At 66.7% G+C, this 23,672-nt stretch carries 27 protein-coding genes and 1 tRNA gene; 7 read left to right on the top strand and 21 right to left on the bottom strand.

What is annotated here, in order from left to right; translation table 11 throughout:
- The first annotated feature begins 41 nt into the window (after positions 1-41).
- Positions 42-1,016, top strand: a complete 975-nt coding sequence (corA, locus tag OG394_RS05280) for a magnesium/cobalt transporter CorA (RefSeq protein ID WP_328993752.1) — start codon at positions 42-44, stop codon at positions 1,014-1,016.
- Between the two features lie 588 nt (positions 1,017-1,604).
- Positions 1,605-2,930, top strand: coding sequence for an IS4 family transposase (locus OG394_RS05275; protein ID WP_328988392.1), 1,326 nt, complete (start codon positions 1,605-1,607; stop codon positions 2,928-2,930).
- A 192-nt stretch (positions 2,931-3,122) separates the two neighbouring features.
- Here OG394_RS05275 and OG394_RS05270 read toward each other — a convergent pair whose 3' ends face one another.
- Both OG394_RS05270 and OG394_RS05265 read right to left on the bottom strand, forming a co-directional pair.
- Complete coding sequence (locus OG394_RS05270) at positions 3,123-3,950, bottom strand: undecaprenyl-diphosphate phosphatase (protein WP_328996801.1); 828 nt, start codon at positions 3,948-3,950, stop codon at positions 3,123-3,125.
- A gap of 7 nt (positions 3,951-3,957) precedes the next feature.
- Positions 3,958-5,013, bottom strand: coding sequence for an LLM class F420-dependent oxidoreductase (locus OG394_RS05265; RefSeq protein WP_328993751.1), 1,056 nt, complete (start codon positions 5,011-5,013; stop codon positions 3,958-3,960).
- Between the two features lie 51 nt (positions 5,014-5,064).
- Here OG394_RS05265 and OG394_RS05260 point away from each other — a divergent pair, with 51 nt between their 5' ends.
- Both OG394_RS05260 and OG394_RS05255 read left to right on the top strand, forming a co-directional pair.
- Positions 5,065-6,006: an aldo/keto reductase gene (locus OG394_RS05260; protein ID WP_328993750.1), complete on the top strand. Its 942-nt coding sequence runs from the start codon at positions 5,065-5,067 to the stop codon at positions 6,004-6,006.
- A 20-nt stretch (positions 6,007-6,026) separates the two neighbouring features.
- Positions 6,027-6,212 (top strand): DUF5703 family protein, encoded by a 186-nt coding sequence (locus tag OG394_RS05255; RefSeq protein ID WP_328993749.1) that lies wholly within the window; start codon positions 6,027-6,029, stop codon positions 6,210-6,212.
- Positions 6,213-6,227: 15 nt separating this feature from the next.
- Here the strand turns inward: OG394_RS05255 and OG394_RS05250 are convergent, their stop codons facing one another.
- The gene (locus tag OG394_RS05250) at positions 6,228-6,725 is read right to left on the bottom strand and encodes a MarR family winged helix-turn-helix transcriptional regulator (protein ID WP_328993748.1); all 498 of its coding nucleotides are present in this window, start codon (positions 6,723-6,725) and stop codon (positions 6,228-6,230) included.
- Positions 6,726-6,814: 89 nt separating this feature from the next.
- Between OG394_RS05250 and OG394_RS05245 the strand changes: the two genes are divergently transcribed.
- Positions 6,815-7,777, top strand: coding sequence for an NmrA/HSCARG family protein (locus OG394_RS05245; RefSeq protein WP_328993747.1), 963 nt, complete (start codon positions 6,815-6,817; stop codon positions 7,775-7,777).
- On the opposite strand, the gene OG394_RS05240 is transcribed toward OG394_RS05245, so the two are convergent.
- Together OG394_RS05240 and OG394_RS05235 are read right to left on the bottom strand one after the other, a co-directional pair.
- A complete protein-coding gene (locus OG394_RS05240) occupies positions 7,770-8,048 on the bottom strand; it encodes a hypothetical protein (protein ID WP_328993746.1) in 279 nt (92 codons plus the stop codon). The two genes, OG394_RS05245 and OG394_RS05240, sit on opposite strands and share 8 nt — an antisense overlap.
- Positions 8,049-8,135: 87 nt before the next feature.
- The gene (locus OG394_RS05235; protein WP_328993744.1) at positions 8,136-9,374 is read right to left on the bottom strand and encodes an MFS transporter; all 1,239 of its coding nucleotides are present in this window, start codon (positions 9,372-9,374) and stop codon (positions 8,136-8,138) included.
- 72 nt (positions 9,375-9,446) lie between these two features.
- Here OG394_RS05235 and OG394_RS05230 point away from each other — a divergent pair, with 72 nt between their 5' ends.
- A complete protein-coding gene (locus OG394_RS05230; protein WP_328993743.1) occupies positions 9,447-10,313 on the top strand; it encodes a LysR family transcriptional regulator in 867 nt (288 codons plus the stop codon).
- 75 nt (positions 10,314-10,388) lie between these two features.
- Here the strand turns inward: OG394_RS05230 and OG394_RS05225 are convergent, their stop codons facing one another.
- Positions 10,389-10,967, bottom strand: coding sequence for a hypothetical protein (locus tag OG394_RS05225; RefSeq protein WP_328993742.1), 579 nt, complete (start codon positions 10,965-10,967; stop codon positions 10,389-10,391).
- Between the two features lie 327 nt (positions 10,968-11,294).
- The gene (locus OG394_RS05220) at positions 11,295-12,650 is read right to left on the bottom strand and encodes a M20/M25/M40 family metallo-hydrolase (protein ID WP_328993741.1); all 1,356 of its coding nucleotides are present in this window, start codon (positions 12,648-12,650) and stop codon (positions 11,295-11,297) included.
- 98 nt (positions 12,651-12,748) lie between these two features.
- On the opposite strand from OG394_RS05220, the gene OG394_RS05215 reads away from it, so the two are divergent.
- Positions 12,749-12,833, top strand: a tRNA-Leu gene (locus OG394_RS05215).
- 205 nt (positions 12,834-13,038) lie between these two features.
- On the opposite strand, the gene OG394_RS05210 is transcribed toward OG394_RS05215, so the two are convergent.
- The 14 genes from OG394_RS05210 to OG394_RS05145 all read right to left on the bottom strand — a co-directional run bounded on the left by OG394_RS05210 (position 13,039) and on the right by OG394_RS05145 (position 23,666).
- Positions 13,039-13,929, bottom strand: a complete 891-nt coding sequence (locus OG394_RS05210) for a hypothetical protein (RefSeq protein WP_328993740.1) — start codon at positions 13,927-13,929, stop codon at positions 13,039-13,041.
- Between the two features lie 17 nt (positions 13,930-13,946).
- The gene (locus OG394_RS05205; RefSeq protein ID WP_328993739.1) at positions 13,947-14,372 is read right to left on the bottom strand and encodes a VOC family protein; all 426 of its coding nucleotides are present in this window, start codon (positions 14,370-14,372) and stop codon (positions 13,947-13,949) included.
- A gap of 20 nt (positions 14,373-14,392) precedes the next feature.
- Positions 14,393-14,560, bottom strand: a complete 168-nt coding sequence (locus OG394_RS05200; protein ID WP_328993738.1) for a hypothetical protein — start codon at positions 14,558-14,560, stop codon at positions 14,393-14,395.
- Between the two features lie 14 nt (positions 14,561-14,574).
- On the bottom strand, positions 14,575-15,270 hold the full coding sequence (locus tag OG394_RS05195; RefSeq protein ID WP_328993737.1) for a DUF2461 domain-containing protein: 696 nt from the start codon (positions 15,268-15,270) through the stop codon (positions 14,575-14,577).
- Positions 15,260-15,598, bottom strand: coding sequence for a TfoX/Sxy family protein (locus OG394_RS05190; RefSeq protein WP_328993736.1), 339 nt, complete (start codon positions 15,596-15,598; stop codon positions 15,260-15,262). The genes OG394_RS05195 and OG394_RS05190 overlap by 11 nt, the downstream gene beginning before the upstream one ends.
- 76 nt (positions 15,599-15,674) lie before the next feature.
- Positions 15,675-17,150, bottom strand: coding sequence for an MFS transporter (locus OG394_RS05185; protein ID WP_328993735.1), 1,476 nt, complete (start codon positions 17,148-17,150; stop codon positions 15,675-15,677).
- An 84-nt stretch (positions 17,151-17,234) separates the two neighbouring features.
- Positions 17,235-17,567, bottom strand: coding sequence for a YciI family protein (locus OG394_RS05180; protein ID WP_328993734.1), 333 nt, complete (start codon positions 17,565-17,567; stop codon positions 17,235-17,237).
- 13 nt (positions 17,568-17,580) lie between these two features.
- The gene (locus tag OG394_RS05175; protein ID WP_328993733.1) at positions 17,581-18,363 is read right to left on the bottom strand and encodes a methyltransferase domain-containing protein; all 783 of its coding nucleotides are present in this window, start codon (positions 18,361-18,363) and stop codon (positions 17,581-17,583) included.
- 28 nt (positions 18,364-18,391) lie between these two features.
- Positions 18,392-18,721: an SCP2 sterol-binding domain-containing protein gene (locus OG394_RS05170; protein WP_328993732.1), complete on the bottom strand. Its 330-nt coding sequence runs from the start codon at positions 18,719-18,721 to the stop codon at positions 18,392-18,394.
- A 105-nt stretch (positions 18,722-18,826) separates the two neighbouring features.
- Complete coding sequence (locus tag OG394_RS05165; protein ID WP_328993731.1) at positions 18,827-19,111, bottom strand: 4Fe-4S dicluster domain-containing protein; 285 nt, start codon at positions 19,109-19,111, stop codon at positions 18,827-18,829.
- Positions 19,111-20,385, bottom strand: coding sequence for an NAD(P)/FAD-dependent oxidoreductase (locus tag OG394_RS05160; protein ID WP_328993730.1), 1,275 nt, complete (start codon positions 20,383-20,385; stop codon positions 19,111-19,113). The genes OG394_RS05165 and OG394_RS05160 overlap by 1 nt, the downstream gene beginning before the upstream one ends.
- A gap of 28 nt (positions 20,386-20,413) precedes the next feature.
- Positions 20,414-21,340 carry a DUF1702 family protein gene (locus tag OG394_RS05155; protein WP_328993729.1) on the bottom strand — a complete coding sequence of 309 codons (927 nt, stop codon included), beginning with the start codon at positions 21,338-21,340 and terminating at the stop codon, positions 20,414-20,416.
- Positions 21,337-22,326 (bottom strand): DUF1702 family protein, encoded by a 990-nt coding sequence (locus OG394_RS05150; protein WP_328993728.1) that lies wholly within the window; start codon positions 22,324-22,326, stop codon positions 21,337-21,339. The genes OG394_RS05155 and OG394_RS05150 overlap by 4 nt, the downstream gene beginning before the upstream one ends.
- Positions 22,323-23,666: a cation:proton antiporter gene (locus tag OG394_RS05145; RefSeq protein ID WP_328993727.1), complete on the bottom strand. Its 1,344-nt coding sequence runs from the start codon at positions 23,664-23,666 to the stop codon at positions 22,323-22,325. The genes OG394_RS05150 and OG394_RS05145 overlap by 4 nt, the downstream gene beginning before the upstream one ends.
- Positions 23,667-23,672: the final 6 nt, after the last annotated feature.

Genomic DNA, 23,672 nt, shown 5'->3' with positions numbered 1-23,672 from the left:
GTTATCCGGTCCGGCCAAGTCCCGAGTGGCAGACTCGGGGTGTGATCGTCGACTGTGGGGTCTACGCCGAGGGTGTCCGGCAGGAGCTGCCGCGTACCCCGGAGACCGTCGCGCAAGCCCTCGTCGACCACAAGGGCTGCTTCGGCTGGGTCGGCCTGCACGAGCCGAACCCGGAAGAGCTCGTCACCGTCCAGAAGCTCTTCGGCCTGCACGAACTGGCCGTCGAGGACGCGTTGAAGCCGCACCAACGCCCCAAGATCGAGCGGTACGGCGAGTCGCTGGTGGTCGTGCTCCGAACCCTCTGGTACGTCGATGCCGAGGACGCCGTCGAAACCGGCCAGGTCAGCATCTTCGTCGGCGACCGGTACGTCGTGACCGTCCGCCACGGCAAAGGCGGCGGCCTCGCCACCGCCCGCCAGGAACTCGAAGAGCGCGCGTCCGTCCTCGGCCACGGCCCGCCCGCCGTACTGTGGGCCGTCTGCGACTCGATCGTCGACGGCTACGAAGCGGTCGCCGCCTCGGTCGAGGTGGACGTGGACGAGATCGAGTCCTCGGTCTTCTCGAAGGACCGGACCAGCGACGCCGAACGCATCTACACCCTCAAACGCGAAGTCCTCGAAATGCGGCGAGCGATCGTGCCGTTGCGCGAACCGATGGAGCTCTTCGCCCACGGCGACGTACGCGGCATCGACCCCGAAGCGGCCCCGTTCTTCCGCGATGTGGTCGACCACGTCATCCGGGTTTCCGACCAGACAGAAGCCCTCGACGCCCTCCTCAACTCCGCCCTCAACGCCCACCTGGCCCGCGTATCCGTCCAGCAAAACGACGACATGCGCCGAATCGCCGCCTGGGTAGCCATCGCGGCCGTGCCAACCATGATCGCCGGCATCTACGGCATGAACTTCGAGAACATGCCCGAACTCCGCTGGTACTACGGCTACTTCATCATCCTCGCCCTCATGGCCACCATCTGCACCACCATGTACGCCGCCTTCCGCCGCGCCGGCTGGCTCTAACCCCACCCCAGCCCCCTCACCTTCCTACGCCCACCCCTCCACCTTGCTGCGCCCTCTTTCCGAATGGTCACGCCGGCTATCAGTTGGACGGGTGAGGTCTGACCGTTTGCGTCGCCACTTCCCGAGCGGAGTGGACGTTTCCGGCCCGAAAATCGTCCAGTCCGCTCGGGAGGCTGACCGCCGGGCCGTCGATTAGCCTCCGGCGCGGGTCCGCGGCCGAATTCCCGGGTTCGCGTGACATATATGCGGACCGAACCCCAGAATTTCAGTGGCTAACCCCCAAGATCGCGGGTCACCCCTGCAGATCAGAAGGGATAACCCACCATCTTGATGGTTAACCCTCTACGTTCAGCCGATCCCGGCCGGCGAGGACCGGATGCCGCCGACTTTCGAGGGTCGGCCTCCCAATTGGGGGGTCGACCCCAAAGCCGGTTAGTTAGGCGTTTCGGGTGGTTGCCCAGGACTGGGTGGGCGTGTTGGACATCGAGCAGCGGAGCTCCGCGGGTAGACAGGTTTGTCCTCGCGAGACAACCAGCTACCGGTGAGGCTCCGCTGCCTGTTCAGTCTGTCATTACTCGCACGATCAGGGTGGCTGAGGGTGCGTTCGCGCCTGGTCATCTGGGCGAGTTGACCCAGTTCATTCCGTTCGAGATGGTCGATGAGGCTCTCGCCCAGACTGGCAGGACGCAGGCCCGGGTGCGTGATCTGCCGGCCCGGGTGGTGGTGTATCTGGTCTTGGCGGGGTGCCTGTTCAGCGATCGTGGCTATGGCCAGGTGTGGCACCGGCTGGTGGCCGGGCTGCACGGCCTGACCGTCGCGACACCCACCGCGGCCGCGTTGACCCATGCCCGGCGGCGACTCGGTGCTGCACCGTTGAAGGCCTTGTTCGACCTGCTCCGTGGCCCGTCCGCGCCGATCGCCGCTGCCGGGGTGCGGTGGCGGGGACTGCTGGTCACCGCGATCGACGGCACCACGATGACCGTGCCGGACACCGCCACCAATCTGGGCGTGTTCACCAAACAGACCGGCAGCCACGGCGGATCGGGCTATCCGCTGTTACGGCTGATGGTCGTAGTGTGTTGCGGCACCCGCACCATCATCGACGCGGCCTTCGGGTCAGCTCTGATCGGGGAAACCCGCTATGCGCCGCCGCTACTGGCCCGCAGCCTGCGCCGCGGGATGATCGTGCTGGCCGACCGGAACTTCGCCGCCCGGCAGGTCATCACCGCGATCACAGACGCCGGCGCCGACCTGCTGATCCGCTGCAAAGACAACCGCAAACTCCCTGTTCTGCAGCGCCACCGCGATGGCTCCTACCTGTCGATGTGGGATACGACTCCAGTCCGTGTGATCGAGGCCGAGGTCACCATCGCCACCAGCAACGGCCGACGCACCGGCACCTACCGGCTCGTCACCACCCTGCTCGACCCCGGCAACCACCCGGCCATCGACCTGGTCAAGCTCTACCACCAGCGCTGGGAAATCGAGTCGGCCTACCTGGCGATCAAATCGACCATCCTCGGCGGACACGTCCTGCGCGCCCGCACCCCTGAAGGCATCACCCAAGAGGTCTACGCACTCCTGATCACCTACCAGGTCCTGCGCCAAGCCATGACCGACGCCACCGACACCCAACCCGGCACCGACCCCGACCGGGCCAGCTTCACCATCGCCCTCAACGCCGCCCGCGACCAACTCATCCAAGCCACCGGCGTCATCGCCGGCACCGTAATCGACCTCGTCGGCCACATCGGCCGACTCGTCCTGGCCAACCTGCTACCCCCACGCCGAACCCGCCTCGGCCCCCGCACCGTCAAACGATCCACCTCCAAATACCCCGCCAAAGGACCCAACACCAACCGCACCACCTACCAAGCCACCATCAACATCGACATCCTCACTCCACCGCCCTGACAGCCCACCAACCCGCCTAACTAACCGGCCTTGGGGTCGACCCTCCAAGTTTCGCGAGTCCACTCCCCATTCCGAGGGTCGACCCTCGGAATAGGAAGACCGCAAGCGCCTGCCGCTGGCGCCATCGATCGAGGTCACGCGGAAGCGGCCAAAGGCGCGCACAACAAGGCACCTCGCGGCGAATCCCAACGATTACGTAGCAGTGATCGTCGAAGTAGCCAGCAGGATCAGGATCACCACGCCGAGGCAGATTCGGTAGAACGCGAAGATCTCCGTGCTGTGCTTCTGGACGAACTTGAGCAGCCATGCCACCGACGCGTACGCCACGACGAAGCTCACCGCCGTACCGATCAGAACCGGAATCAACCCGACCTCGCCGTCAAGCGCGTGCTGCAGCTCGAAGATCGCCGCCCCCACCAACGCCGGAATCCCCAGCAGGAACGCCATCCTCGTAGACGCGACCCGATCCAACCCACAGAACAACCCGGTCGAAATCGTCGCCCCCGACCGAGAGACACCCGGGATCAGCGCGAGGCACTGGAACAGCCCCATCATCAGTGAGTCGAAGAACGTGATCTTCTCCAGCGGCCGCTTCTTGCTCCCCAACCGCTCAGCCGCGACCATCACGAACGACCAGGCGATGAGCGACCCGGCCACCCACCACATGCTCCGCAGATCCCCCGAGATGAGATCGCGGAACACATATCCGACCACGCAGATCGGCAACGAGCCGACGATGACGTACCACCCCATGCGGTGGTCGAACTCGCCGCGGTGTTCGGGCTTGGCCAACCCCCGCACCCAAGCGATCGCGATGCGTTTGATGTCGGACCAGAAGAACAGGACGACCGCGGCGATGGCGCCCGACTGGATGACCGCGGTGAATGCGGTAATCGACGGATCATCAATCGGCTGCCCAAGAATCTTGGACGTAATGGTCAAATGACCAGTGCTGGAAACGGGCAGAAACTCGGTGAGTCCTTCGACAATGCCGAGGACAATGGCTTCCCAGATCGACATGGGCTTGTCAGTCACCGATCCCGGCGAGGTCGAGCGCCTCGGACACCGTTCGCAGCGTCGCGATCCGCCCATCCACACTGGACTCGAACGGCGTCACAGTGAGCGTCGTCACTCCCGCCTCGGCGTACGCCGACAACTTCTCGGCAATCCGCTCCTTCGGCCCCAGCAGCGACACCGAATCGATGAACTTCTGCGGCACCGCCGACATCGCGTCCCGATGGCGCTTCCCCAGGTACAACTCCCGTACCTCCTTGGCCTCATCCGCATACCCCATACGCACAGCCAAGGCGTTGTAGAAGTTCTTCTCACGACTGCCCATGCCGCCGACGTACAGCGCTGCATACCCACGGATCGGATCCGCACAGGCGGCGAGATCATCGCCGACCACGGTCGGTACGGAGGCCACCACGTCGAAGCCTTCCAGGTCGGAGCGGCCCGCTTTGGCGCGGCCCGCTGTGATTTGCGACAACTGCTCTCCCAGGTAGGACGGATCGTTGAAGATGCCGAGCCAGCCGTCGGCGATCTCGCCGGCGAGTTCGAGGTTCTTGGGCCCGATCGCGGCCAGGTAGACCGGCACATGCTCGCGGACCGGGTGGATCGACAGCTTGAGCGCCTTACCCGGCCCGTCGGGCAGCGGCAGCGTGAAGTGCTTGCCGTCGTACGCGACCGTCTCCCGGCGCATGGCGGCGTTCACGATCTCGACGTACTCGCGGGTGCGGGCGAGCGGCTTGTCGAAGCGGACGCCGTGCCAGCCCTCTGAGACCTGTGGGCCGGTTACGCCCAGTCCGAGCCGGAAGCGGCCGCCGGAGAGCGTGTCGAGGGTCGCGGCGGTCATGGCCGTCATCGCCGGCGTACGCGCCGGAATCTGGAACACGGCCGCTCCGACGTCGATGGTGGAGGTCTGAGCCGCCAGCCAGGCCAGCACGGTTGGTACGTCCGAGCCGTAGGCCTCCGCGGCCCAGGCGACGGAGTAGCCGAGCTGCTCGGCCTCCCGTACCAGCTTCAGATGATCTTGGTGATCCTGCCCACCGAGCACGAAGCCGATGTTGAGTCCGAGTCGCATGACAGGCGAGCCTAACGAGTCCGATCCACACCTGAGCAATAGGCTCGGGACATGCAGCAGCGCTATCTGGGTCACAGCGGTCTGGCGGTGAGCAGACTGGGCCTCGGCACGATGTCGTGGGGCCGCGACACCGACGAGCACGAGGCCCGCGAGCAACTCGCCGCCTTCGTCTCCGCGGGCGGCACGCTCGTCGACACCGCCGCGGCGTACGGCGATGGTGACAGCGAGCGCCTGCTCGGGTCACTACTTGGGGATGTCGTGCATCGCGACGACCTGGTGATCGCGACCAAGGCCGGGTTCAGCATCCGCCGCGGTGAGCGCATCACCGACACCTCGCGGGGTGCGTTGCTGCGCGATCTCGAGGGCTCGCTGCGCCGGCTCAATGTGGAGTACGTCGACCTCTGGCAGCTGCACACCTGGTCCGACGACGTGCCGCTGGAGGAGACGCTTTCGGCGCTCGATGCGGCAGTCAACTCCGGCAAGGTCCGTTATGTCGGTGTCTCCAACTACGCTGGTTGGAAGTCGGCTCGGGCCGTCACCTGGCAACAGGCGTGGCCCGGTCGCGCCGTACCGGTCTCCAACCAGGTGGAGTATTCCCTGCTGGCCCGGGACGCCGAGTCGGACACGATCCGCGCGGCGGCCGGGCTCGGCATCGGGGTGCTCGCGTGGTCGCCGCTCGGGCGGGGTGTGCTGACCGGGAAGTACCGCACCGGGATTCCGGCGGACTCGCGCGCGGCGTCCCAGCATTTGTCCAGATTCGTCGACCCCTACCTGGATGCGCGTGGTTCGGGCATCGTGGAGGCGGTGGCACGGGCCGCGGACGGGCTGGGCTGGTCACCGTTGGAGGTGGCGCTGACGTGGGTGCGGGACCGCCCGGGGGTGACCGCGCCGATCGTCGGGGCCCGGACGGCGATGCAGTTGAAGTCGGTGCTCGGGGTGGAGGAGCTCGCTCTGCCACCCGCGATCGTGGCGGCTTTGGAGGACGTTTCCTAACAGCAGTCAGTGAGGTGCGGATGGCCGAATACGAGATCCAGCAGTTCGAGGTTTCCCGGACTCTGCCGCGCGGTGCGGTCCGCCGAATGCTCGCCGAGCACGCGGAGTACGGCGGCTGGGAGCTCGCCCGCCTGCGCCGCTATCCCGACGGCACCCGCAAAGTCTGGTTGCGCCGCCGCATCATCAAGGTGATGCGGACCTTTTAGCAGTTCCGCGGTGGTCTAGCAGTCTTCGGCGTTCTCCAGTGGGCAGTTGATCCGCTCGTGCTCATCGATCGCCGCCACGATGCCCTTGCACGCCGCCTCGAAGACGTCCAGCCGCTCGTCCCCCACGCCCACACCGAAAAACGCCCGTACGTTCGCCGCATGCTTCGGCGCCGCGGTCTTGATCGCATCCCAGCCGGCCTCGGTCAGCACGATGTCCGGGAACCTCGACCCGGCACACGCCTCACGTCGTACCAGCCCGCGCTGTTCCATCCGCTTGATGTGGTGCGACATCCGGCTCTTCTCCCACCGGGTCATCTCCCCCAGCGCGAACGCGCGCATCCGCCCCTCGGGCGCCTCCGACAGGTTGACCAGGATCTCGTAGTCACTGCCGGACAGGCCGAAATCCCGCTGCAGATGCCGGTACAGGTGCGTGTCGAGCCGTTGCCGGACCTCGATGTACGCCCGCCAGGCGGACTGCTGCTCGTCGGTCAGCCAGGGGCTCTCGTCGTCCATGAAATCCACTGTACCGCTTGGGTTGACATATCAACCCAGCGAGCTAGAGTTGACACATCAACTCAAACCTTCCTGAAAGAAGAACCTCGATGAGCGAGCAGAAGATCATTGCCGTCGCCGGTGCCACCGGAGCCCAGGGCGGCGGCCTGGTGCGAGCGATCCTCGCCGATCCCGAACGACGGTTCGCCGTGCGCGCCCTGACGCGCAACGCGGCCTCGGACAAGGCCCAGGCCCTCGCGGCTCTCGGCGCCGAGGTGGTGGAGGCGGACCTCGATGACGAGGCGAGCATTCGGAAGGCCTTCGACGGCGCGTACGGCGCCTATGTGGTGACGAACTATTGGCAGACCCCGGCCAAGGCGGGTCAGAGCCCGGCCGAGATGGAGCTGGAGCAGGCCGGCATCGCGGCTCGCGCGGCCAAGGAAACGGGCGTCCAGCACTTGATCTGGTCGACCCTCGAGGACACCCGCGACCACTTCGGCTCGGATGAGCGCGTGCCGACGGTCGAGGAGACCTACAAGGTGCCGCACTTCGACGCCAAGAGTGAGGCCAACCGGCTGTTCACCGACCTCGGCGTGCCGACGACTTTCCTGCAGACCACGTTCTACTTCGACGCGTTCAAGCAGGGTCTCGGCCCCGCGCGCACGCCGGACGGCAAGCTCGTGCTGACGCTGCCGATGGACTCGGCGCCGATCTCGGGCATCGCCACGGAGGACATCGGCAAGACCGCGTTCGGCGTCTTCGCGAGCGGTTCCGAGTTCATCGGCGAGACCGTGAGCATCGCCGGCGACCACGTCACCGGTAAGGAGCTGGCACAGACCTTCACCGAGGTCCTCGGCGAGCAGGTGGACTACCAGCCGCTGGGGTTCGACGACTACCGCGCGCTCGGGTTCCCGGGGGCGGTCGAGCTCGGCAACATGTTCCAGTACTACGCCGAGGACGCCGACGGCTTCACCGGGCGGCGCGACCTCGACCAGGTCCGCAAGCTCAACCCGGAACTCCAGTCGTTCCGCACTTGGCTCGAGGCGAACAAGGCCGACATTCCCCTCAGCTGAGGTCGTGCTCGACCCAGACGTTGGGCTCGACGTAGACCGCGTAGTCGTGGCTGAGTGAGCAGTGGACCGGGACGAGCGCCTTCGGCACCTCGACGAAGCCGTCGGTGTCGAAGGGCAGACCGGTCCACTCGCGCCACTGCGCCAGCGATCCGGGTACGACCATCGAGGCCGGTGCCACCTTCACGATGGTGGCGCCGGCCTTGACGTGTACGCGCAGCCAGGGATCGACCGGCAGACCGTCGGCCCGCACCTGCTCGACGTACGACGTCATCGGCAGCTTCGGGTCCGTCTTGCCGTTCGGGCGAACCGGGGCGTAGAGCGTGCGATGGCCCTTGGCCTGGACAAGCGCTCGGCCAGTTCAGGCCGCTCGGCCAGCGTGGTGATCTCGATCGACATGTCCCGAAGTCTCGCATCGCGGATTTCCGGCCGCTTCTGGTTTTCGGCTGGCCAGCAAGACCGCGAACGCCACTGCGGACGTCAGCAGGCCCGCGCCGACAAGCGTGTGTTCCGCGCCGAAAGCGGCCAGTAGCGGTCCACCCGCCAGTAGGCCGGCAGCGCTGCCTGCATTGACCACGACGCTCTGCCCGGACAAGAGCGCTCGCCGTTCGGCACCAATGGATGAGCGAGTTATGACCGCAGAGATGGCTGCAACACCTAGTACGACGCTGACGCCGCCGAGGCAGGCGAACGCCGCAATAGCGGGCGGAGTTGCCCAGAGGCCCATGCCGGTCCAGCAGAACCCGAGGGCGGTCCACGCGCCTCCGGCCAGCAGCGCGGGCTGCACCCGTTTAACCAGGCGTACGGCGAGTACGGACGCCAGGACGGACCCAACGCCGTACCCGGTCATGCCGTACGCCAGGTAGATGCCGGGCTGTCCGCGTTCGGCGCCTAGAACCGATAGGCCGAGGGTGAATGCGAACCAAGTGACACAACCGGTCCCCCGCGCTATCCAGCCCAAGAGGACGTCCCTGCGGCCACGGAGAACTGCACGAATCGACGGCGCCTCAGGTACGTCTAGCGATCTCGGATTGCCCCTAACGGCTGTCGCGAGCAGACCGGCTACAAGCACCGCGGCGGCCTCTAGCCAGAGGAGCTCGAGGGTGAAGCCAGCAGTGACGGCTAGAGCGCCTATCGACGGCCCAACCAGCATGCCAACTCTACGAAGGCCGTCTTGCCAGGTAAGCAGCTCTACCGCCTTGTCAGGACCCCACCGATCTCCAGTGTCTGCAAGGAGTGCCGATCGCCCAGGCGTCGAGAGAGCCTCACAAGTCCCTAGGAGCAGACCGCTCGCTATCAACAGCCAGGGATGGAGAAGCCCGGCCATAGCCGCTGCAGGAACCATGGCCAGCGCAAACGCCGCCACGGTCGCGATTGCCGCCAGCCGGGCGCCGGAATCGACCCACTGACGAGCCTTCCGCGCCCACCACGGCGACAGCAACACCGGAATCCCCGCAGCGCCACCGGCGAGCCCCGTCGCGGCCACGGACCCCGTCTCGCTGAGGACCACCAGCGGGAACGCCACCTGGCTGATCCGGAACGCAAGGTCCGCCACGCCTCCCCCAATAAGCAGCGCGACCGCCTCCCGTTGTGCTTTCACCCCTTGATCCTGCTATCCGGCCTGCGTCGCCGGTAGCGAGCAGCGGCTAGGTGTTGGTCATAGGCTGTACCTATGGCCTCATTGCCCTCGGTAGAGGATCTCCAGCTCGTACTGGCGATCAGCGCGGCTGGTTCGGTCGGTACGGCGGCCCGGGAGCTGCGAATCGCCCAGCCCTCCGCGAGCCAGCGACTGGCCCGGCTCGAACGGGCGTGCGGCACCCGCCTGTTCGACCGGGATACGCGCGGCGCACGCCCGACCGCCGCGGGCATCGAGCTGGCCCGGCAGGCGGCGCAAATCCTCGGCCGGCTCGACTCCGTGTACGACGCCACTCGCGCGGCCGCGGCGGATCCACGCCTGGTGGTCGGCACCTTCGCGAGCCTGGGCGCCGTACTGTTCCCGATCCTGGACGAGGAACTCGCGCCGCTGACTGTCGAACAACGCGTCGACCACGGCCAGCAGCTGGTGGAATTCGTTGCCGAAGGCACCATGCAGGCCGCGTTCATCGCGATCGCCGACCAACTGACGCTGCCGCGGACCGTCCGCGCTCAACCGGTGGGGCACGAGGAGCTGATGACGTTCCTCCCGGCCGGGGTCGAACCGCCGCGCGGCCGGAAAGAGCCGCTCAAGGGGTTGGACGTGCCCTTCTCGACGTACGACCGGGGCGTTGACGAGATCCGGGCCCGGCTGATCGCCCTGGGCGCGAACGCTCGTCGTGGCGTGACGCTGGCCACGACGGTCGCGATGGCCCGGCGCCGCGCCCAGCCGGCCGTCGTACCGCGGAGTGCCCTGGCCGGGCAGTTGCAGCCGGGCGAGCGGCTCGTGACTGCGCCATTCCGGTATCGGCTGACGCTCAGCCTGGTAACGCCCAGCACGCCGGATCCGCGAATTCTGCGAGTTCTCCCGACGCTGCGGCGCGAACTCGGCCTGCGTCGGCCGTGAATATTACAACTGGAATTCGATCTAGGCTTTCACAGGAATTGCCCGGCCCTTTCGGACCGGGCAATTCGCTGGGATTTAGCCGCAAATAGATGTACGCATAATGGCGTCCGCGCTGCTCCAGTCGGCGCAGCCGGTGCCGGAGTGGCCGAACCAGTCGTGGCCGAACTCGTGCGCGGCCAGCAGGGCGACATCGCCGACCCGAGCCGCGACGAGGGTGATCCGCTGGCCGGCGCCGTAGTTGCAGCCGATGACCGTGCCGCCGCCGCAGTCGGTGATGTAGTTGGGCACGCAGGAGACGGGCGTGCCGCCACCTTCGGTCAGGTTGTTCCAAGCGGCGGCGCCCTGGCGAATCTGGCTCGCCCACTGGCTGCAGGAGCTGGTGATCGTGTACGACCGCGCGTTGGGCGTCGGGAAACCCTGGATCTTGGCGGGTTTCTTGGCGACCTTTGCCGTGCTCAACCGGGTGACGCCCGGGTTGGCGGCGGCCTTTGCGACGCTGGCCTGAACCGTGATGGCCTGGCTGTCGGCACTGGTGACCGCGCTGACGTCACGGGCCTCAGACGAGGTGGCGCCCGCGGGCAGTGCGCTGCCGAGCAACGCTGCCGCTGCCAGCATGGTGAACACCATGGTCAGTCGTTTACCGAATTCATTCATGGTCGTCTTTTCCTCCGAGTCCTCACAAGGAATACCTGTCGCCGGCCGCCATGAAGCGGCCAACAACGGAATACCTGGTGATAAACCGTGGCGGAGTTGACAACCTTGTCATGGCGGTGACCGCACAAATATTCGCCAGCTTTGTCACACTCTGTCAAGGGTTGGTTACAGCTGTGATGCGGCTGGGATATTCGGCCAGCGTGAGCGTGCACACTTGTTGGCAAACCGTGAAGTAGATAGCAACCGGACCGGGGATTCGAGAATCCCCGGTCCGGTTGTTACGGCGCCTCAGGCCTTGGCGCTCAGGCCTTGATGCTCAACGGGTGCTCAGGCCTGGTCGAAGAAGCGGTCGAGGACGCGGGAGCCGAACTCCAGCGCCGAGGTGGGCACCCGCTCGTCGATGCCGTGGAACATGCCCATGAAGTCGAGATCCGGCGGCAGCTGCAACGGCGCGAACCCGAAGCAGCGAATACCGAGCCGACTCCACGCCTTGGCGTCCGTACCACCCGACATCAGCAACGGCGCCGTACGACTCTGCGGGTCCTCGGCCGCGAGACAGGCCTTCATCGCCTCGACCAGGTCACCGCTGAACTCGGTCTCGAGCGCGATGTCCTCTACGGCGGCCTCGCGCGTCACCTTGTCGCCGATCAACTCGTCGATCGTGGCGAAGAACTCGTCCTCATACCCCGGCAGGTACCGGCCGTCGACGTACGCCTCGGCATCGCCGGGAATCACGTTCACCTTGTAGCCGGCGCTCAGCATGGTCGGATTGGTGGTGTTGCGAAGCGTCGCGCCGAACATCCGCGAGAAGCTGCCGAGCTTGGAGAGCGTCTCGGTCATGTCCTCCGGATCGAGCTCGACCCCGAGCACATCTTCCAGCTCCCCCAGGAACTGCCGCACGGTCGGCGTCACGCGCAACGGCCACTGGTGGTTACCGAGCCGGGTGACCGCGTTGACCAGGTTCGTGACGGCGTTGTCGTCGTTGATCATCGAGCCGTGCCCGGCCGTGCCCTTGGCCTTCAGGCGCATCCACGACATGCCCTTCTCCGCCGTCTCGATCAGGTAGAGGCGCAGATCGTCCTTGACCGTGATCGAGAACCCGCCGACCTCGCCAATCCCCTCGGTACAGTCCGCGATCGTGTCCGGATGGTTCTTCACCAGCCAGTGCGCGCCGTACGCCCCGCCGGCCTCCTCGTCCGCCGTGAACACCAGCCGTACCGGCCGCCGCGGCTTGACGCCCGCCCGCTGCCGCGCCCGCACCACCGACAACACCATCGCGTCGAAGTCCTTCATATCGACCGCGCCCCGGCCCCAAACGCACCCGTCGAAGATCTCCCCGGCGAACGGATCGACCTTCCAGTCCTTCGGATCAGCCGGTACGACGTCGAGGTGGCCGTGCACCAGCAGCGGATCGGCCGACTGGTCCTCCCCCTCCCAGTGCGCCACCAGCGTGGCCCGGCCGGGCTCCGACTCGTAGATGGTCGACTCGATCCCGACCTCGTCCAGCTTGGCCGCCACATACTCCGCGGCGACCCGCTCCCCCACGCTCTTCCCATTGCCGTAATTCGTGGTGTCGATCCGGATCAACTCACTACACAGCTCCACCACATCGGCCTCAGGCGCATAGCCACGCCGATCGCCAGAGGTCTCACCACGGGTCTCGCGAGGGGTCGAAGAAGTCATGCCCCCATCCTGCCTGGGCCCGATGTGAATTTCACCCGTGGGGTTTGCTATGGTTCTCCGGTCGGGCCACGCAGAAGGTTTTGCGAGGCAGACCACTCGTCCGGGTGGCGGAATGGCAGACGCGCTAGCTTGAGGTGCTAGTGTCCTTTACGGGACGTGGGGGTTCAAGTCCCCCCTCGGACACACAACTTAACCACATGTGGTTCAGGGCTGATGGAGACATCGGCCCTGTTTTGTTTGTGGTCGTAAACCACCGTGAGGCGCAGGCCACTGTATAGATCGGCCAGATCTTTGCGATCAGCCTCGGCCAGGACTCGCTGGATATCACCGAGCTCGTCGAGTATCGCGTGCAGCTCCTGAGCTGTGAGGCGTTCGGCCGGTTCCAGAGCTAGCCGCTCTCTCCGATGGGCCGCAGCCAGGTTGGTGGCTCGGGGAGCGGCTGGCCCAAGGCGATGAGTCTGAACGCTTCCATCTCGCGCAGATGCGCGGAGTGGACCAGGGGCATGACCGCGGCCATGACGGCGGCATTGCAGACGCCAACGCCTACTTCGTAGACCGGATGGCCATCCGGCGCTGGGGTATCCGGAGCGATGCCGAACTGAGCGCACAGCCTCCGGGCGGTCGTCCTGGCGAAAGACCTCACGGTTGCCTGCAGCGGTTCGTTGAGCAGCTCCTCCAGATCCCACATGTCGCCGCGATCGGGGCCGACCGTCTGCACCGAGGGATCAACCCCGTGCACCCGGGACAGGTTGTCGATGATGTTTCGCATCGATTCCCGGCGCCACACGAAGGCGGCACGGTCGAGTGCGAACAGGCCGCACTCGACGAGGGCCTCAACCGCGGGCTCCGCATCGTCGCGGACAGGGTTCTGACCGGCGTCCTCGTCCACGACGTGGTCAAGTTGATCGCGCCACTCGCTCGAGTACGCACCGGTCGGCCAACCGTGCAGGAAGCTCGCCGCATCCTCAATGGTCGGGCGGTCGCGTAGCATCCACGCGGCCTGCAGGAACCCGGTTTCGGAGTACCAGACGACTGGTTCGACCCGGCCGAGCCAGTCGGCCAGCCGGAAGAACACGTCCCTCTTCGGCCGGCCGCACGCGGCTGCGTTCGCCAGATGGAGGGCGGCGCCGCGCAGGCCGGGGTCGACGGCGTCGTACAGGTCACGACCCCACGCATCCAGCACTGGCGAGTAGTGGTCGGCGGCTGTGTAAACGCCAGCACCGACGTTCAGCGCCTCGGCGTATACCTGGCTGAACGGGTGGAGCCGACTCCGGCCCAAGCGCGTCTCGTCCGTCGTCAGTCCATTCCGATGCGCTGCTGGATCTCACGGAAGTGCGGGTGGACGTCGAAGACCTGGAGGAAGTTGCCCTCCGGGTCCTGCGAGCCGAAGGTGAAACCCTTGCCCATGTCGAAGACCTCGGTGCGCAGCGGGATGTCCCCGCGCGCTTTCCAGATCTCGTAGTACTCCGCGGCGCTGTCGACCTCGAAGCCCAGCATCACGCCGCCGCTCTCGTCGGGGATGTGGGCGACGGTCGGCCGTTCCGCCTTCTCGCGGGCGTGGAACAAGGCGATGCTGGAGCTTCGCTTCTTGGAGCGCAGCCAGGAGAAGTGCTCGCCGCGGGAGAACTCGGGGACCTCCTCGAAGCCAAGCAGCTCGCAATAGAAGGCCTTCGTGCGTTCCATGTCGTAGGTGAGGAGGGTGACCAGATCCAGATGGGACATGACAGCATTCCGCCAATCGTCTAAGGGTGGCCCAAACCCGGGTGGGTGGCCCATGGATTGATGATGGTCCCAGGCAGTACTCCGTAGAGCAGGCTGAGAAGCAGGGTGTAGCCGATCACGTAGACACAGAGCAGGGCGACACAGATCAGCACCGCCCGAAGCCTCTTGATGCCAGGCGCGGACTTCATCGCTGCCGGCCTGCTCAGTCGCCCCGGCGGCGTACCGGGATCGTGCTCTCCCCCACGTACTTCTCGATCCACTTGGTCAGCGGAACAGCCCCGCTCCAGACCTCGCGGATCTTCTCGACGGCGCCGGCCTTGTACATCCAGGCCGCCTGCTCGTACTCCTTCACAACGACGGCTCCCTTCCACCGCAAGATCTCTTCCCGCGGGTGGTCCTTGGGGTAGCCGGCCGGGGTTCGCTTGAGCGGGTCCTGGCGGCCCGGGCCTACCAGCAGGCCTTTGTCGGCGAGCCGGCCGGACAACTTCACGAACTCGGCGCCGGACGCAACGTTGTCGATGCCCGCCCGGAACCGCTCGAGCTGGTCGGTGGCCATCACCATCGACCCACAGGCCAGCCGCATACTGCCGGCCTCGAGCCGCAGAAAGCACCCGATGCCGCCGACCGACCGCTCGCTGGTGGTGACGCCCACCCAGGTCTTGTACGGCGACTTGTCCTTGGAGAACCGGACGTCGCGGTTGGGCCGGAAGGTGCGCAGCGGGCCGAACTCGGGCTCGAGCTCGGCCATCAGCGACTGGACCGGCTCCTGGACCGCGGTCTCCCAGGTCGCCTTGTTGGCGTCCCAATAGGACTTGGAGTTGTCCTTCTCCAGCCCCGCAAGGAACTCGAACAACGCGCGCGGGAAACCGCCGAAGTGCGTCACTTCCCTAGTCGCCACTTCCGGTCACCTTCTCGTTGTAGTCGAGGGCCTCCTCGAGCCAGGACTCCAGGATCTTGTCGGACTCGACGCGCTCCGCGTCGACGACGATCCAGCCCTTGCTCATCTTGCGGCCACGCATTTCTGGCCAGTCCGCACCGTCCCGCGCGAGCAGGTCCTCCGCCCGCGACGGGTCGCACCGGATCATCAGATCGCCATGGGTGTTCGCGGTCGCGGTCATCTTGTCGTTGACCATGAAGGTCAGGCCGCCGAACATGCTCACTTCCCGCACCGACCGCCCGGCGAGGGCTTCGCGAATACGGTCTGCGAGATCCTGGTCGTACGCCATTGCCCAGATCCTTTCCTCGGGGGCGGTGACCGCAGCCACCGCCCCGTTTCGCCATGTCATCACGATGCCAGGGAGATCACCCCTGCGGCGAGACCGCCGCCTGGCTGTCGCCCGGCGCGGCCACGACGCGGCCGGGAGCCTGCCCCGGCCCGGGCAGCCGGCCACGAACCATCGTGGTCGCCGCGACGACGAAGGCGAGAATCGTGCAACCCGCGCAGATGTAGAACACGGTGTGGAAGGCGTCCACCAACGCTTGCTGCGCCGCCGCCGGACCGCCCGCGAGGGGTCCGGCGGTCTGACTGACGACGATCGTGCCGAGCACGGCCGCCCCAGCCGTGAAGCCGGTGATCCGGGTGGTGTTGATCATCGACGAGCCGAGCCCTGCGCGCTGCGGCGGCGTCGACGCCATCACCGCCAGGGTCAGCGGAGCAAACATGCAGCCGATGCCGATACCGACCAGACCGAGCTTCCACCAGACGCTGCCGAAGCCGGAAGTGGGTTCGATCGTCGACAGCAGGAGGAAGCCGACTGTCGCCAGCACCGCACCGACCATGATCGGGATCCGCGGACCGGCCTTGCCCGCGATCCGACTGGCCGGCGGCGACAGGAAGAAGATGCCCAGCGTCAGCGGCAGCAGTCGCAGACCGGTCGAGAGGGCATCGTGCTGCTGCACGGCCTGGAAGTACTGCGCCATGAAGAACATCACGCCGACGATCACGAACCCGAGCAGGGACGCGATCAGGCAGGCTGTCGCGAAGGTGCGATTCCGGAACAGTTCGAGCGGCAGCAACGGTTCCTGGCTGCGCAGCTCCACGGCCAGGAACCCGCCCAGCAGTACGACCGCGCCGACCAGCAGCGCCAGAATCTGCGGCGAACCCCAGCCCTCCCGCCCGGCCTCGATCAGACCCAGCACCAGGCAGAACAACCCAGCCGCAGCCAGTACCTGGCCCGGCAGGTCGACGTTGCGTGCGGCCGGGTTCCTGGAATCGATCAGGCGCGGTACGCCGAGGAGCAGCGCGATGATGCCGATCGGCACGTTCAGCAGAAAGATCGCCTGCCAGTTGAACGACTCGATGAGGATGCCGCCCAGCAGCGGACCGAGGGCGATCGAGACTCCGGACACCGCGGTCCAAATGCCGATGGCCTTGGCCCGCCCTGGCGGGTCGGTGAACGTCGACACCAGCAGCGACAGGCTGCCGGTGCTGATCGCGGCGGCGCCGAGCCCCTGCACGACCCGCCCGAGGATGAGCAGACCGACCGACGGCGCGAAACCGCACAGGACCGATCCGAGCACGAACAGGACAAGGCCGGTCAGGAAGACCTTCTTCCGGCCCAGCCGGTCGCCGAGGGTTCCGGCGGTCAGCATCAGAGCCGCGAACGGAAGGGTGTACGCGTCCACAGTCCACTGCAACTGGGACAACTCGCCGCCAAGATCCTTCTGGATCTCGTGCAGGGCCACGAAGATGATCGACCCGTCCAGGAGGACCATGAAGGATCCCAGACTGGTGACCAGCAAGGTCAATAATCCGGTACGGCGTGAGGTGGTGTTCATTTCCTGAGCTCTCCGATAGGGCATACGCCCGCACGTGGTTGTGTGGGCTGACTGGTCAGGACCGTTGGACTGCGGGCGGGCGGTCTAACCGGCGACCGGCTCGGGCCGGTACTTGGGGAACAGACTGAGGAACTGCGGCGGAACCAGGAACGGATGGACCTCCACCCGGTTCCAGACCTTGTTGAGGATGTAGGGCTCGTTCGCGAGCCACTCGTCGATCTCCGCACGGCTCTCGAAATCGACGATCAGGACACCGCCGGCCATCTTCCCGGCGCCGTCGAGAATGCCGCCGCCGAACAGGAACGACCCGTCCTGCATCATCTTCTCGCCATTGGCCATGTGCGCGGGCCGGACCAGCATCCGGCGTTCGAAGGTGCCCGGCTCGGTGCCGTCGTACGCGATCACTACGTAGAGCATGGTCTGACTCCTTCTAGTCGTCGCTGCGCTGGCCCCACACCGACACCGTGGTCGGCGTGTAGATGACGGTGTCCGAGGGCTGCTCGAGCTGGTCGAACGCGGCCTCGACCTCCTTCTGGCCCATCAGGCCGGCCGTGACGATCATCGGAGCCAGCTTCGCCAGGCTCATCGAGATGGTGGCGACCTCCGGGGTCCCGGCCTGGACGGCGGTCAACTGGCAGTCGGTGCCCAGCACCTTGAGCCCGGTACGGCGTACCGCCGGGAGCAGCTTCATCCCGTAGCCCGGGTCGGCCCCGCCGAAGTAGAAGAACGTCTCCAGCGCGGCAGCTGCCCGGGTGAGCAGCGGCGACGGCGGATCGACGCGCTGGATGCTGCGGATGTCCGCCTCCTCGACCAGGAGATAACCGCCCGGCTTGAGCGCCCGGACGAACTCGCCGAGGACCCGCTCGCGGTCCGCGAGGTGCATCAGCAGGATCTTGCAGTGGACAAGGTCGTACGTACCCTCGTCCAGCGGCGTCGTGGTGATGTCCTGCTCGCGCACCTCCAGGTTGGGCGCGGTGATCCCGTCCATGTAGCTCGGCTCGGTGTCGATGGCGTGGACCTTGCCGAAATGGCCCACCCGGTTCGACAGCCATTGGGCGATCGAGCCGGCGCCGGCTCCGACTTCGGCACAGGTCCAGCCCTCCTTCACCCCGATCGCCTCGAGGTAGCGGATGGTGGCCGGGTCGGTGAGGGCGGCGATCCGCTCGAGGCGGACCTTCTCGGGGTCTGACGTGGCTTCGGTCAGCTGCGGCACGATGCTCAACTCCTCTGGGTTGTCGCCGTCAGAAACCGGTCCGGAAGAGCTTCGGCACCTTCATCGCGAGCATCATGTCCCCCTTGACCTTCAGCTTCCCGGTCATGAACGCGCGCATCGCGTCCTGCCGGCCCTCGGCGATGGCCATCCAGGTCTCGCCGGTGGTGGTGAAGGTCGTGTCGGGGGCGTCGACACCGCCCGGGATGAGGCGGCCCTGGCCGTCGGTGATCTCGAAGGCCCAGACTCCCGGGTCCTCGTCGGTGATCTTCCATTGCAGGGTCCGGTTCAGACCGGCAGCGGCATCGCTGTCGAACCGGGTCGAGAGGGCTTCGAAGAGTTCTCCGACGGTCATGGTCATGGCCTTACTTCCTTCCTCCAGGTCGTCACGACCTCAGGGCGCACAAGGGGCCCTGAGGATGACGGTAGGACCGGTGACTTCCGGCTGGCTTACTCGGCGTGAAAGTTAGTTCGACGCTGTGTTACAGGCTGGGCTCGCGAAGTAGTCGCGGTTCAGCGCGATCGCGTCCCCCCACTCGTCCGGAACCTCGTCCTCGGGGTAGATCGCCTCGACCGGGCAGGCCGGCTCGCAGGCGCCGCAGTCGATGCACTCCGTGGGGTCGATGTACATCTGCTCGTGGTCGGCGAACTCGGCCTTGTTCGGGCTTGGATGGATCGCGTCGGCCGGGCAGGCATCCCAGCACGCGGTGTCCTTGCTCCCGATGCAGGCCTGGGTAATCACGTAGGTCATCAGCCCGCCTCCGCCAGCTCGAGTTCTTCCGGCATGGGTACGGCGATGACGTCTGCGTCGGGCAGGCCCATCAGCTGCGACAGGTTCGACGGCGAGAAGAACTCGTCCCAGGGGACGGTGTTCTGGATGACGCCGAAGAACTGGTTGATGGCGTCCTGGTTACCGCGCATCGCGGCCAGCACGTCCTGGAAGGCGTCGTCGAAGGGCTCCATCGCGGCGTGGTCGACGATGAAGTCGTACAGCGGCTTGAGCGCCTGGTTGCGCTTGTACTCGTAGGTCCGCAGTGCCGTGTCGATCGGCTTGCGCCCGGAGAAGCCGGCGTCGATCGCATCGGCGAGCAGGTCGGCGTCTCGGAACGCGTCGGTGATGCCCTGGGCAGTGATCGGGTCCTTGTGGACGCCCGCATCGCCGACCAGTGCCCAGCCGGGACCGTACGGCCGCCGGAAGAAGTTCGGGCGGTTGCCCGCGCCCTTCAGCTTCTGCACCAGCCGCCCGCCCGCGATCCGCCGGCCGAGGTCCGGCGCGATCTCGTTCACCGTCTCGAGATACCTGGCGTGTACGTCGGTCTTGAAACCGGCGAAGTCACGCTCGGGCCGCTCGATGAACACCGCGGCTTCGTTGCCATGGGTCGGGAACGCGATCACGGTGGACCCGGGCCGGGTGTAGAACTCCAGCCCCGCCAGCGCGACGTCCTCCCAGTACGTGTAGTACCCGAACGCCTTGGGCGGTACGACGTGGTACTCCGGCGCACCCACCGTCTCGGCGACAACCGACCGCAGGCCGTCGGCACCGATGACGATCTTCGCGTGTTCGGTGACGGTGATACCGCTGGGTCCGCGGCCGCGGACGCCGACCACCCGGTCCCCGTCGGTGAGCACCTCACGGACCGAGAAGCCCTCGCGGACGACGACGCCGGCCGCGGCGGCCGCATCGACGAGCAGCTTGTCGAGCACGGTGCGCTTGGGCGCGTAGATGGCGCCGAACCCGTCCTCGTCGGGGTAAGGGAATCCGGTGAGCGTGAAGTGCCCGTACCGCTCGAAATTCAGGTCGAGCACGATGTTTCGCACCGGCGGGCACCCGGACGCCTCGATCTGGCCGAGCAGGCCCCAGCGCCTCAAGTACGCGCTGCCCTCCACGGTGATCATGTGGGTCGAGACGGTGTCGCTCGGGAAGGTGGCCCGGTCCAGCAACAGCACCCGGTACCCCTTCTTGGCCAACAGCATGGCGGTCGGGGCGCCGGCAACCCGGGCACCGACCACGATCGCGTCGTACACGTCGGATCCTTTCGCTTGGGCGGTCGAGCTAGGCGGCGAGGCTCTTCTCCGTACGCCGGCGCCAGATCTCGTAGACCGGTTCGACACTGATCACGGGCAGGTCGCGGGCGGCTTCCTCGAGCGCGGCGGCCGCCTCCCGGCCGCTGCAGCCGCAATAGATCTGGCAGGCCAGGTCGGTGTGCGCGGCCTGGTTACCGGCGTGTTCGCGACCCCAGGCCGCGGTTGCGGCCCCGCGGGCCAGTTGCGGCTGGAACAGTCGGACCCTGTCGAGCAGAGACCGCAGTTCCTCGGCGTCAGCACCTCCGCCGTACGCCGACGCGAGGCCGACGCCGCTCCACAAGTCGGCGTGCCGGGCGACCGGGAATCCCGCGATCTGCCGGATGACCCGGTCCACCGACGCACCGCCGGAGAACCACAGCGCCCGGCCGATCCCCTGGTCGAAGAACCGCCGGCCGTAGTGCGACAACCGGGTCGGCACCGCGTGCTGCTCGACGTACCGGCGCCGCTTGAAGAAGGCCTCGTGGAAGCCGTACCCGTCCGCGGTCACCCAGCCCAGCAACGGATCGAGGCCCGCGAGGTTGGCCTCCGGCGTACGGCGAAGTCGTGCGTAGGCGAGCCCGACACCGACGTAGACCGGATAGATGTGAGCCGCCCCAGGGCCCTCGACGAACGTCTTGAGCCGGTTGTTCCACGGCGCGACCGCATCGAGAGCCGCGAGTCCCATCCCGGCCCCCTCGTAGGCGAAGCCGCGGAACTCCGGTTCGACCGCGTCGAGACGGACCTGAAGTGACGACAGCCGCGGATCCTCGAGGGTCGCGTGGTACCCCTCCATCAGGTTCACTGCCACCGGGGCGAACCGCGTCCACGCCTCGGGCGCGAATCCCGGCCGGGAGAACACCGCCTTGGCCGAGGGGATCCCGAACATCTTGCGGCGGAGCCGGCCGACGGTGCTCATGCTCCGATCTCCGTCACCGTGGGCTCGACGACCGGCGTGCAGCTCCAGGCGTTGCCGATCTGCTGACGCCAGAGCTCGTACGCCGGATCCGGGCCGTCGTGCCCGAGACCGAGGCCGGCCCGATGGGCGATCGCCGCGACCGCGTTGGCGTCCTTCCCCCAGATGACGTCGCAGGCGAGACCGGTGTGCGGGGCCGCCAGCCCGGACTGCTCGCGGAAGATCGACGCGATCGCGCTACCGACGGCGACGCTGGACCGGTGCCGGCCGGCGGCCTCGAAGAGGGTCGCCACAGCAGCGCGGTCCATCACACCGGCGGCGTACGCGCAGGCCAGGCCGATCCCACTCCAGATGTCTCCCTGCCGATCGGCCGGGAATCCGTTGATCGTGGCAATGATCCGCTCGACGTTCGCACCGGTCGAGAACCACAGGCTGCGGCCCAGGCCTTGATCGAAGCCGCGCTTGGCGTATCCCCGGACCGACCTCGGCACCTGGTGCTTCTCGACGGTCTCCTGCCAGGCGAAGAAGCTCTGGTAGAAGCCGTACCCGTCCATGACCAGCCAGCGCAGCAGCGGGTCCTGCTGCGCGAGGAACCGCTTCGGGCTGATCGGTACTCGCGGCAGCACGAGCCCCGCGCCGATGTAGATCAGGCACCGGTACGGCGCGCCCGGGCCGTGGATGAAAGCCGGCAACCGCTTCTTGAACGGGAACAGGCTATCCAGCAGCATCAGGCCCATCCCCGCGCCTTCGTAGGCGATTCCGCGAAGCTCGGGCTCGATCGACTCGAGGTGCGGCACGAGCACGCTGTGCCGTGGATCGTCGAGGGTGGTGTAGAAGGTGTCGACCAGCGTGCGGGCGACCGGTTCGAAGGTGAGCCAGGTCTTGTCCATGTCCTCCTGGGCGCCGAACCGCTCGGCGGCCATCGTGGGGAACGCCTCGGCGGACAACGGGAAGACGGGCTTGAGCAGCTTTCCGAGCGGCAGCCTCATCGTTCTGCTCCCCTCGTCGCCGGAGCGAGATCAGCCGGAACGTTGCCGTTGACAACGACATTGGGAGCAGCGCCGGCGTTCACCGAGGTGACCTTCGGCAGCTTCCGGAACCGGCCGTAGAACTGCTGGAAGAGTGGCGTGGCCATCAACGTCGTGATGATGGCCATCATCACCAGGAGCGTGAACAGGGTCGGTGTGATCAGGCCGGCCTGCAACCCGAGGTTGAGCAGGATGAGCTCCATCAGGCCGCGTGCGTTCATCAGGCTCCCGATCGCGAGCGCCTCACGCTGCGGTTCCTTGTTCAGGCGGGCCGCGAAGTAGCAGGCGACACCCTTTCCGAGCACGGACGCAGCCAGGATCAGCAGTCCGATCGCGAGCAGCCCCACGCTGTTGACCAGTCCGATCTGGGTGTTCAGCCCGGAGAAGACGAAGAACAACGGCAGCAGGAAGTTCGTCACGAGCGGTTCCAGCGACCGGCGAACCTCCGTCGCGACCACACCCCGCGGCATCGCTACGCCGAGGACGAAGGCACCGAAGATCGCATAGATGCCGACGAAGTCGGTGAACCAGGCCGCACACATCAGCAGCATCAGGATCACGGCGAACATCGGGGAACTGACACCTCCCTGCCGCTCGGCGCGGTCGCCGATGAAGCGGTGCAGCAGGCGCCGCCCAACGGTGAGGACGGTGAGCACGTACACGAGGCCGCCGCCGATGGCGAGAACGGCGATCATCGGGTCGTGCTTGAACACGGCCATCACGACGGCGAACAGGCACCACGAGATCGCGTCGTCGGTCGCACCGGCGGCCAGCGCGAGCGTGCCGAGCGACGTACCGGAGAGACGGCGTTCGAAGATGATCCGGGCGAGCATCGGGAACGCGGTGATCGCGATGGCCGCTCCCATGAACAGCATCGCCTGCCAGGTCTTCACGCCACCGGCGAAGAACCTCCCCTCGTCCTTGATCAGCAGCAGCGCGACGAGGGACCCGAGAACCAGCGGCATGGTGACTCCGGCCACCGAGATCGAGATCGCGCTCGGCACCCGGTGCCTGATCAGGTTCGTGTCGAAGTCCAGGCCGATCAGGAACATGTACAGCACCAACCCGACCTGACTGGCCGCGTAGAGGATCGTCATCGCCGGGCCCTTGGGGAACAGCTCCTGCTGCCAGTGCGGTGCGAGCAGCCCGAACAGCGAGGGTCCGAGCAGGACTCCGGCGATCATCTCGCCGACGACCTGCGGCTGCCCGATCCTGCGGGCCAGCAGGCCGACCACCCGGCAGACGGCCAGGATGATCGCCAGTTGAAGGAAGAAGTGGATGGCCAACTCTGATTGAGTCATGAGTGA

This window comes from Kribbella sp. NBC_01245, assembly GCF_036226525.1.
Lineage (GTDB): Bacteria > Actinomycetota > Actinomycetes > Propionibacteriales > Kribbellaceae > Kribbella.
Note: the sequence above shows the minus strand (reverse complement) of the source record. Positions and strands in the feature narration are given on the sequence as shown.

Bases quoted from the DNA above. Each gene is read 5' to 3' on its own strand.
- OG394_RS05270 (WP_328996801.1), bottom strand. From the start codon at position 3,950: ATGTCGATCTGGGAAGCCATTGTCCTCGGCATTGTCGAAGGACTCACC.
- OG394_RS05265 (WP_328993751.1), bottom strand. From the start codon at position 5,013: ATGCGACTCGGACTCAACATCGGCTTCGTGCTCGGTGGGCAGGATCAC.
- OG394_RS05260 (WP_328993750.1), top strand. From the start codon at position 5,065: ATGCAGCAGCGCTATCTGGGTCACAGCGGTCTGGCGGTGAGCAGACTG.
- OG394_RS05255 (WP_328993749.1), top strand. From the start codon at position 6,027: ATGGCCGAATACGAGATCCAGCAGTTCGAGGTTTCCCGGACTCTGCCG.
- OG394_RS05250 (WP_328993748.1), bottom strand. From the start codon at position 6,725: ATGGACGACGAGAGCCCCTGGCTGACCGACGAGCAGCAGTCCGCCTGG.
- OG394_RS05245 (WP_328993747.1), top strand. From the start codon at position 6,815: ATGAGCGAGCAGAAGATCATTGCCGTCGCCGGTGCCACCGGAGCCCAG.
- OG394_RS05240 (WP_328993746.1), bottom strand. From the start codon at position 8,048: ATGACGTCGTACGTCGAGCAGGTGCGGGCCGACGGTCTGCCGGTCGAT.
- OG394_RS05230 (WP_328993743.1), top strand. From the start codon at position 9,447: ATGGCCTCATTGCCCTCGGTAGAGGATCTCCAGCTCGTACTGGCGATC.
- OG394_RS05225 (WP_328993742.1), bottom strand. From the start codon at position 10,967: ATGAATGAATTCGGTAAACGACTGACCATGGTGTTCACCATGCTGGCA.
- OG394_RS05220 (WP_328993741.1), bottom strand. From the start codon at position 12,650: ATGACTTCTTCGACCCCTCGCGAGACCCGTGGTGAGACCTCTGGCGAT.
- OG394_RS05205 (WP_328993739.1), bottom strand. From the start codon at position 14,372: ATGTCCCATCTGGATCTGGTCACCCTCCTCACCTACGACATGGAACGC.
- OG394_RS05200 (WP_328993738.1), bottom strand. From the start codon at position 14,560: ATGAAGTCCGCGCCTGGCATCAAGAGGCTTCGGGCGGTGCTGATCTGT.
- OG394_RS05190 (WP_328993736.1), bottom strand. From the start codon at position 15,598: ATGGCGTACGACCAGGATCTCGCAGACCGTATTCGCGAAGCCCTCGCC.
- OG394_RS05185 (WP_328993735.1), bottom strand. From the start codon at position 17,150: ATGAACACCACCTCACGCCGTACCGGATTATTGACCTTGCTGGTCACC.
- OG394_RS05180 (WP_328993734.1), bottom strand. From the start codon at position 17,567: ATGCTCTACGTAGTGATCGCGTACGACGGCACCGAGCCGGGCACCTTC.
- OG394_RS05170 (WP_328993732.1), bottom strand. From the start codon at position 18,721: ATGACCATGACCGTCGGAGAACTCTTCGAAGCCCTCTCGACCCGGTTC.
- OG394_RS05165 (WP_328993731.1), bottom strand. From the start codon at position 19,111: ATGACCTACGTGATTACCCAGGCCTGCATCGGGAGCAAGGACACCGCG.
- OG394_RS05155 (WP_328993729.1), bottom strand. From the start codon at position 21,340: ATGAGCACCGTCGGCCGGCTCCGCCGCAAGATGTTCGGGATCCCCTCG.
- OG394_RS05150 (WP_328993728.1), bottom strand. From the start codon at position 22,326: ATGAGGCTGCCGCTCGGAAAGCTGCTCAAGCCCGTCTTCCCGTTGTCC.
- OG394_RS05145 (WP_328993727.1), bottom strand. From the start codon at position 23,666: ATGACTCAATCAGAGTTGGCCATCCACTTCTTCCTTCAACTGGCGATC.